At 61.1% G+C, this 7,108-nt stretch carries 11 protein-coding genes; 5 read left to right on the forward strand and 6 right to left on the reverse strand.

What is annotated here, in order from left to right; translation table 11 throughout:
* Positions 1–24: 24 nt before the first annotated feature.
* From purH to QP941_RS10545, 3 genes are read left to right on the forward strand one after another with little or no spacing between them, the layout of a single operon-like run.
* The gene (gene purH, locus QP941_RS10535) at positions 25–1,557 is read left to right on the forward strand and encodes a bifunctional phosphoribosylaminoimidazolecarboxamide formyltransferase/IMP cyclohydrolase (RefSeq protein WP_284814555.1); all 1,533 of its coding nucleotides are present in this window, start codon (positions 25–27) and stop codon (positions 1,555–1,557) included.
* A 15-nt stretch (positions 1,558–1,572) separates the two neighbouring features.
* Complete coding sequence (locus tag QP941_RS10540) at positions 1,573–2,520, forward strand: hypothetical protein (protein ID WP_284868894.1); 948 nt, start codon at positions 1,573–1,575, stop codon at positions 2,518–2,520.
* A gap of 24 nt (positions 2,521–2,544) precedes the next feature.
* Positions 2,545–3,177, forward strand: coding sequence for a hypothetical protein (locus QP941_RS10545; protein WP_284868895.1), 633 nt, complete (start codon positions 2,545–2,547; stop codon positions 3,175–3,177).
* A 16-nt stretch (positions 3,178–3,193) separates the two neighbouring features.
* Here the strand turns inward: QP941_RS10545 and QP941_RS10550 are convergent, their stop codons facing one another.
* From QP941_RS10550 to rpmB, 6 genes are all read right to left on the reverse strand, one after another.
* On the reverse strand, positions 3,194–3,910 hold the full coding sequence (locus QP941_RS10550; RefSeq protein ID WP_204609795.1) for a TetR/AcrR family transcriptional regulator: 717 nt from the start codon (positions 3,908–3,910) through the stop codon (positions 3,194–3,196).
* A 102-nt stretch (positions 3,911–4,012) separates the two neighbouring features.
* Positions 4,013–4,792, reverse strand: coding sequence for a putative nucleotidyltransferase substrate binding domain-containing protein (locus QP941_RS10555; protein WP_284766848.1), 780 nt, complete (start codon positions 4,790–4,792; stop codon positions 4,013–4,015).
* Positions 4,793–5,031: 239 nt separating this feature from the next.
* Entirely contained in the window at positions 5,032–5,286 is a 255-nt protein-coding gene (rpsR, locus tag QP941_RS10560; protein ID WP_005279904.1) for a 30S ribosomal protein S18, read from the reverse strand.
* Between the two features lie 15 nt (positions 5,287–5,301).
* Positions 5,302–5,607 (reverse strand): 30S ribosomal protein S14, encoded by a 306-nt coding sequence (gene rpsN / locus QP941_RS10565; RefSeq protein ID WP_005279906.1) that lies wholly within the window; start codon positions 5,605–5,607, stop codon positions 5,302–5,304.
* Positions 5,608–5,610: 3 nt separating this feature from the next.
* A complete protein-coding gene (gene rpmG / locus QP941_RS10570; RefSeq protein ID WP_005279910.1) occupies positions 5,611–5,775 on the reverse strand; it encodes a 50S ribosomal protein L33 in 165 nt (54 codons plus the stop codon).
* 2 nt (positions 5,776–5,777) lie between these two features.
* Positions 5,778–6,014 (reverse strand): 50S ribosomal protein L28, encoded by a 237-nt coding sequence (gene rpmB / locus QP941_RS10575; RefSeq protein ID WP_005279911.1) that lies wholly within the window; start codon positions 6,012–6,014, stop codon positions 5,778–5,780.
* Between the two features lie 473 nt (positions 6,015–6,487).
* On the opposite strand from rpmB, the gene QP941_RS10580 reads away from it, so the two are divergent.
* Both QP941_RS10580 and rpmF read left to right on the forward strand, forming a co-directional pair.
* The gene (locus QP941_RS10580; protein WP_005323793.1) at positions 6,488–6,757 is read left to right on the forward strand and encodes a type B 50S ribosomal protein L31; all 270 of its coding nucleotides are present in this window, start codon (positions 6,488–6,490) and stop codon (positions 6,755–6,757) included.
* A 15-nt stretch (positions 6,758–6,772) separates the two neighbouring features.
* Positions 6,773–6,946, forward strand: a complete 174-nt coding sequence (gene rpmF, locus QP941_RS10585) for a 50S ribosomal protein L32 (protein WP_005279913.1) — start codon at positions 6,773–6,775, stop codon at positions 6,944–6,946.
* Positions 6,947–7,108: the final 162 nt, after the last annotated feature.

Here is a 7,108-nt window from a genome sequence, read left to right on the forward strand (position 1 = left end):
TTTTCGAAAGGCTTAATCCTCCTCATGAGCGAAGACCGCAAGCAGGTAAAGCGCGCCCTTATCAGCGTGTACGACAAGACCGGGCTGGAGGATCTAGCCCGCGCCCTCGATAAGGCAGGCGTGGAAATCGTCTCCACCGGCTCCACCGCGAAGAAGATCGCGGACCTAGGCATCGAGGTCACTCCGGTAGAAAAGCTCACCGGCTTCCCGGAGTGCTTGGAAGGCCGCGTCAAGACGCTGCACCCGCGCGTGCACGCCGGAATCCTGGCCGATACCCGCAAGGACGACCACCTCAACCAGCTCTCCGAGCTCGAGGTAGAGCCTTTCCAGCTCGTCGTGGTCAACCTGTATCCCTTCCGCGAGACCGTGGCCTCGGGCGCGGACTTTGATGGCTGCGTGGAACAGATTGATATCGGCGGCCCATCCATGGTGCGTGCGGCCGCCAAGAACCACCCGTCCGTCGCCGTTGTGGTAGACCCTTCCCGCTACGGTGAGGCAGTGGAGGCCGTGAACAACGGTGGCTTTACCCTGGAGCAGCGCCGCGGCTTGGCGCGCGACGCCTTCCTGCACACCGCGGATTATGATGCGGCCGTCTCCGCCTGGTTCGTGGATCAGCTCAGTGAGGAGGGCCAAACCACCCCGCTGCGCTACGGCGAGAACTCTCACCAGGCGGCGACCGTCACCCGCATCGGTTCCAAGGGCCTTGCCAATGCCACCCAGTTCAATGGCAAGGAGATGAGCTACAACAACTACCAGGATGCGGATGCCGCGTGGCGTGCCGCGTGGGACCACGAGCGTCCCTGTGTTGCGATTATCAAGCACACCAACCCATGCGGCATTGCCGTGTCCGAGGAGTCCATCGCCGCCGCCCACCGTGCGGCGCACGCGTGCGACCCAATGTCCGCCTTCGGTGGCGTGATTGCCGTCAACCGTGAGGTCACCGTAGAGATGGCCGAGCAGGTCAAGGAGATCTTCACCGAGGTCATCGTTGCGCCTTCCTATGAGGACGGCGCCATCGAGGTGCTCAAGGCCAAGAAGAACCTGCGCGTGCTGCAGGCAGAGCACGAAGACCAGCACGAGGAGCGCAAGTACATCTCCGGCGGCGTGCTCACCCAAGAGCCAGACACCTACCAGGCCGAGGGCGATAACCCGGCCAACTGGACCCTGGCTGCGGGCGAGGCCCTCAACGAGTCCGACTTGGCTGAGCTCGAATTCGCATGGCGCGCCGTGCGCGCGGTGAAGTCCAATGCTATCTTGCTGGCCAAGGACAATGCCACCGTGGGCGTAGGCATGGGCCAGGTCAACCGCGTTGACTCCGCCAAGCTGGCCGTCGAGCGCGCTAACACCTTGGCCGATGGTGCCAACCGCACCGAAGGCTCCTTCGCCGCCTCTGACGCCTTCTTCCCGTTCGCCGATGGTTTGCAGGTGCTTCTCGACGCCGGCGTTAAGGCCGTTGTTCAGCCCGGCGGCTCCATCCGCGACGAAGAAGTCATCGCGGCAGCGAAGGAAGCCGGCGTTACTTTGTACCTGACCGGTACCCGCCACTTCGCGCACTAGCCTAAGCTAAATGCCATGACATTCCCTATCCGCCGGGCCTGGGGCCCGGCAGCTGCCCTTATCGCCTGCGCGCTCACCCTCAGCGCTTGCGGTGACGAGGACGCGGCGAATAATTCCCCTACCTTCGTCAACACCGAGGCACGCGGCACGGCAGATCCCCTCTACGGAAAAGAGACCACGTCCGCAGCGCCCGCGGCCTCATCCGCGGCACCAGCTGCCTCGACTGCGCCTGCCTCTTCCTCGGAGTCATCGGCCGCGGCCCCTTCTGGTGACGTCCAAGCCGTGCTTGACCGCATCGTGGCCGAACACGGCGATGTGGGCATCGCGGTCTCCGATGGCACCACCACCATTGAAGCGGGGCGCACCGCTCCCGAAGCCGCGTGGTCAACCTCCAAGGTGCCGGTGCTCATCGCGGCGAATCGCACGGGTGCTGCCGATAACCAGTTGGTGTCTTCCGCGATTACCTACTCCGATAACGAGGCTGCCAAGACCGCGTGGGCGGGGCTAGGGGAGGGGACCGCAGCCGCGCAGGCCACGCAAAGCGTCATCGCGGAGGCGGGCGATGTCGCCACCCAAGTCCAATCCCAGGTCACCCGCCCGGAATTTACGGCCTTTGGCCAAACCATGTGGAGCGTGGGCAACCAAGCAAAGTTTATGGCCGGGTTGCGCTGCGTTGAAGGAGCGCAGCCGATTATCGACGCCATGGGTGTCGCCGATCCCGCCCAAGGCTACGGCCTGCGCACCCTGCCGGGCGCCTTGATGAAAGGCGGCTGGGGCCCGAGCCCGGCCGGTTCCTACGATGTGCGGCAGATGGGCATCGTGCAGCTGGGCGGGCACGACGTCGCCGTGGCACTGATTGCCTCATCCCCTGATGGCCAGTACGCCTCCACCCAAACGGTGCTTACCTCCATGGCCGAAGCCCTAGCGCAGGCTGATACCCAGTGGTCCAGCCCTGCCTGCTAAGCCCGTCAGTAGAAAGGAAAACTCATGACTTCTCGCTTAAGCCTCCGCTCGCTCATTGTCGCAGGCTTCGTCCCGCTCGTGGCCGCCAGCCTCGCGCTGAGCGGTTGCAGTGACTCCACGGACGACGCTGCCCCGAGCTTCAAAGGTAAGGGCAGCGGAATGACCACGGTCAATAACTCCGACAAGGAAGAGGAGGACGCCGAGGAAACTACGGCCGCGCAAGAGACCGTAACCAAGAAAGAGGAAGCCCCTGAGGAACCGCCGGTGGTCACAGTCACGCAGACGGAAAAGCAGGAGGCCTCGTCTTCCACCGGTGGCGGTCAGAAGACTGGTGTAGGAAACTACATTGCTGATTTCAACGAGTACGGATGGTTCGATGGTGGCTACGCCAACTGTCAGCGCTTTGAGCGTGCCTTGTTCGCTGGGGCTGGTCCCGACGGCAGGGTTATCATTTGCGAGACCGGAGGTGGCGACAAGATCTATCGCTCGTCGATGTTTGATGGCCAGTTCCAGACGAGCGACGTTACCCAAGACGGCAACAACTACTACGTCAATGCGGATCCGTCGATCATCGTGGTGACCCCGAGCGCAGTGAGCGTGCGCGAGGGCGGTGGATTGGCCGCCACGGGCGAGTTCACGGAGTCGTGGCAGCGCTAACGCGGAAAACGAGGGGCTAGCGCGACTTCTTCTTGCGGTCGGCCGCTGCGGCGGCGGCCGCAGAAATGGAGTCGTTGCGGTTCTTGAGCAGCTCGAGGGTAGTTTCCTCGGCGTTGTCGGGGACGGAGGCGCCGAGGACGGCCAAGGCGGCGTCGGCAAGCATGGCGGCAGTCTCCGGAACCGACTGGGAAGCGTCGAACGGAGGGGTGCCGTTATTGGGGCGCATTTCAATAACGGACAGCGCGATGTGGAAGGGCAGCTCCACGCGGGGGTCATCCTCGCCCACAATGGCGGCGGCGGTGGAGCGGAAATGATTCTGTAGGCGGTCGCGGGACTCGTGATACTCGGAGAACTCCGAAGAATTAGCCACCGGCAGCTGATACAGGCGGCCCACGTTCCAGCCACTGGTCAGCAGCAGACGCGATTCTGCGGCGACCAAAGACCACAGGCGCTGTGCTGGGGCCGCGTCGGTACCCGCCAACTCATCGGCCAACTCCAAGGAGGGCTCGATGGTGGAATTGAGCAGCGTCAGGAAAATCTCCGTCTTGGACGGGAAGTGGTAGTACAGCGACGCCTGACGGATGCCCACCGCGTCTGCGATCTGGTGCGTGGACGTGGTAGCAAAACCCTGAGTAGTGAAAAGCTCGGAGGAGGCGTCCAGGATCTCCTCTCGGGCGCTATTGCCCCTGCGCCGCGGGCTGTGTTTACGCGGCCTACCGACATTGCCTGCCATGCGGTGGGACGCCTCCTTTCGCAAAAGAGAAATCACTTCTAATAATCAACTGTACAATCTTATGCCCGACTAGGTACTGCTTCCGAATCCGCACCGTAGAGACTATTTATATTCTTCCGTCCGACGGGCAATAGACTCAAACGCCGCCGAGACAATGCGGCACGCGGAGCCATAAGCAGTGCGGTCTAACGGCGGGAGATCGCGCAATGTTGCCGAGTGATCACTAACGCCCTCGTACCAACGGCGCAACTCTAACGCATAGCCAGTGCGCCACGCTAGGTCCAAAGCCTCTGCATCAGCAGCGCTAAGCAGATCGCGTTCCACGCCGATCGCTAAGCGATCCACCGTGGGGCGCGGCCCCGGCGCTGCCCAGCGTGCGATTGCCGCGATGGGGGAGAGCAGTGTGACTTTAATATCCACCGCTGTATCGCGGTCCGGCAGGCCATCGACCATCTTTAGGGCAGGAGGGCGCTGGCCCAAGGCTTCTGCCAGTAGCGCTTGTTCCCCGCCGTTTCCAAGGGGCAGGCCGGCGTCGACTCGCGCGGCGATGGAATCGGCGGCTACGTGAGCCTGGAGACCGACATCAGCGAAGACCTCTTGCAGATCGGCATCTTCACCCATCCACACCACGGGCATGGAGGGCAACTGGTCGCCACGGGCGGCAGCGCCGCTAAGGCGGACCGGGGAGTTGACCCCCGGGGAGCGAACAATATCCGTAATCAGCCGGGAATACCAGTGGGCCAATTCAATCTCATTGTCCTGGTGGGCGACCGCGTTGCGCAAGATATCTTGGGCCTCTGCGAGCAGTCCGCGGGCCGTAGCGCGAGATTGGCAGTGCGGGGCGAGCTCGGAGAGATCGAGTAGGGATTGGTGCAGGGCCATTGCTCACTGCCTTTCACTAGTGCGGGGCCAGTGTACCCCGCCGGCTGCGGGGTACACGAATGTTTTCAATCTAACACCTCAGCCTGGTAAGCCGTGCATGTGGGCCACGAGGAGGGATAGGGGGGCTAAAACGACTTTCGCCGCCTGCCCTCGAGGAGGGAGGCGGCGAAAGCTTATGGTTCTTTTACCGTGTCACACTTGCCAGCGGCAAAAGTGCGCTGTTGATACCCAGCTACTGTTTAGCGGGTGGTGAACGGCAGGAGAGCCATTTCGCGTGCGTTCTTGACTGCGGTAGCAACCTGACGCTGCTGCTGCGGGGTCAGACCGGTGACGCGACGGGAACGGATCTTGTGACGATCCGAGATGAACAGACGCAGAGTCTTGGTGTCCTTGTAGTCCACCTTCTCGATGCCCTCAGCCTTCAAAGGGTTCTTCTTTGGGCGACGGCTCTGCTCCATACGGAACTTCTTTTGGTTATTGCGCTTATTAGCCATTGTGCAATTACCCCTTTACCAGCTGGACTTACGAACGCCCGGCAGCTCACCACGGTGAGCCATGCCGCGCATACGGACACGGGACAGGCCGAACTTGCGGAGGTAACCGCGTGGGCGGCCATCGGCAGCGTCACGGTTACGTACGCGGGCTGGGGAAGCGTCACGAGGCTGGCGGTTCAGCTCGAACTGAGCCTCCAGGCGCTCCTCATCCGGGGTGTTCGGGTTCTTGATGATCTTCTTGAGCTCAGCGCGACGCTCCGCGTAGCGGGCGACGATTTCCTTGCGCTGCTCGTTCTTAGCGATCTTGGACTTCTTAGCCATTGATTATCGCTCCTCGCGGAATTCGACGTGCTTGCGGGCAATCGGATCGAACTTCTTCAAGGTGATGCGATCCGGGTTGTTGCGCTTGTTCTTACGGGTCACGTAGGTGTAACCGGTGCCCGCAGTGGACTTAAGCTTGATGATTGGGCGGATATCGTTACGTGCCATACTTAAATCTTCTCCCCACGTGCGCGAATCTTAGCCACAACGGACTCGATGCCATCGCGGTCGATGATCTTCATGCCCTTCGTGGAAACATTCAGGGTGATGGTACGGCCCTCAGAGGGCAGGTAGTAGCGACGACGCTGCACGTTGGGGTTCCAACGGCGCGAAGTGCGGCGGTGCGAGTGCGAGACCTGCTTGCCGAATTCCGGCTTGCGGCCCGTTACCTGGCAAATAGCCGACATGGGTCTTCTTTCTCCTAGCCGCCCACATCATGGCTATAGACAATGAAGCGCCGACTGCCGTGTGAGGGTGGCAGTGCTCAAAAGTGAGGTGTGAGCGGGTGCGGCGCCATCGTCAAACACCAGTAGACGGGGCGTAAAACGTATATTTTGACAACAGCAAGGGAAAATCTTACAGCCTCGGACGCGAATTACCTAATCGCTATCTTGCTGTGGCAGGTGGGCCGTTTGCCGTGCTGGGGTGGTGTTTGCCTGTGGGGCACCGTTAAGCGTGGCGCAAGAAACGGGAGTGAAATGAGTGGTTGCCGCTGGTTGGGGATTTCGCATATGGGTTAGTTGACTGTAGGATAATTCAGGTTGTTGACCCGTGCCGCGCGGCGCGCGGTTAACAGAGTGAAATTTGCACGTCCCAACTCGGGCACGATCCACGCTAAGGGTGTGGAACCGACCCGTAGTCCAACCCTGAGGGAATATATATGAAGAAAGATATTCACCCGGATTACCACCCGGTAGTCTTCCGTGATGCTGGTACCGGTCACTCCTTTTTGACCAAGTCCACCGCTTCCTCCGACCGCACCGTTGAGTGGGAAGACGGCAACGAGTACCCACTGATCGTCGTTGACGTTACCGCTGAGTCCCACCCGTTCTGGACTGGTGCACAGCGCGTTATGGATACCGCCGGCCGCGTCGAGCGCTTCAACCAGCGCTTCGGTGGCATGGCACGCCGCAAGAAGAAGAACGCGTAAGGAGGAGAGTAGAAAATGGCAACTCCTAAGTTTAAGAAGTCCCGTGCGAACACCCACGCACGCCGTTCCCAGTGGAAGGCTGACAATGTAGCCCTCCAGGAAGTCACCATCGACGGCCAGACCGTCCGTATCCCGCGCCGCCTGGTTAAGGCTGCCAAGCTGGGCCTGGTTGACGTAGAGCAGTTCTAAGCTCGCTCTTTAATCTCCCCGTCCGCTCTCGATTAGAGGGCTGGGCGGGGATTTTTAGCTTTAGAAGTGTTCTATAAGCATGTTTGGGTTAAGGGTCAAAATGTGTGTCTGGCTCGGCGTGTCGCGGGGGTTAGATTTGGCCTTTTTGAATGCCGATTGAGT

This window comes from Corynebacterium sp. MSK150 (assembly GCF_030229215.1).
Taxonomy (GTDB): Bacteria; Actinomycetota; Actinomycetes; order Mycobacteriales; family Mycobacteriaceae; genus Corynebacterium.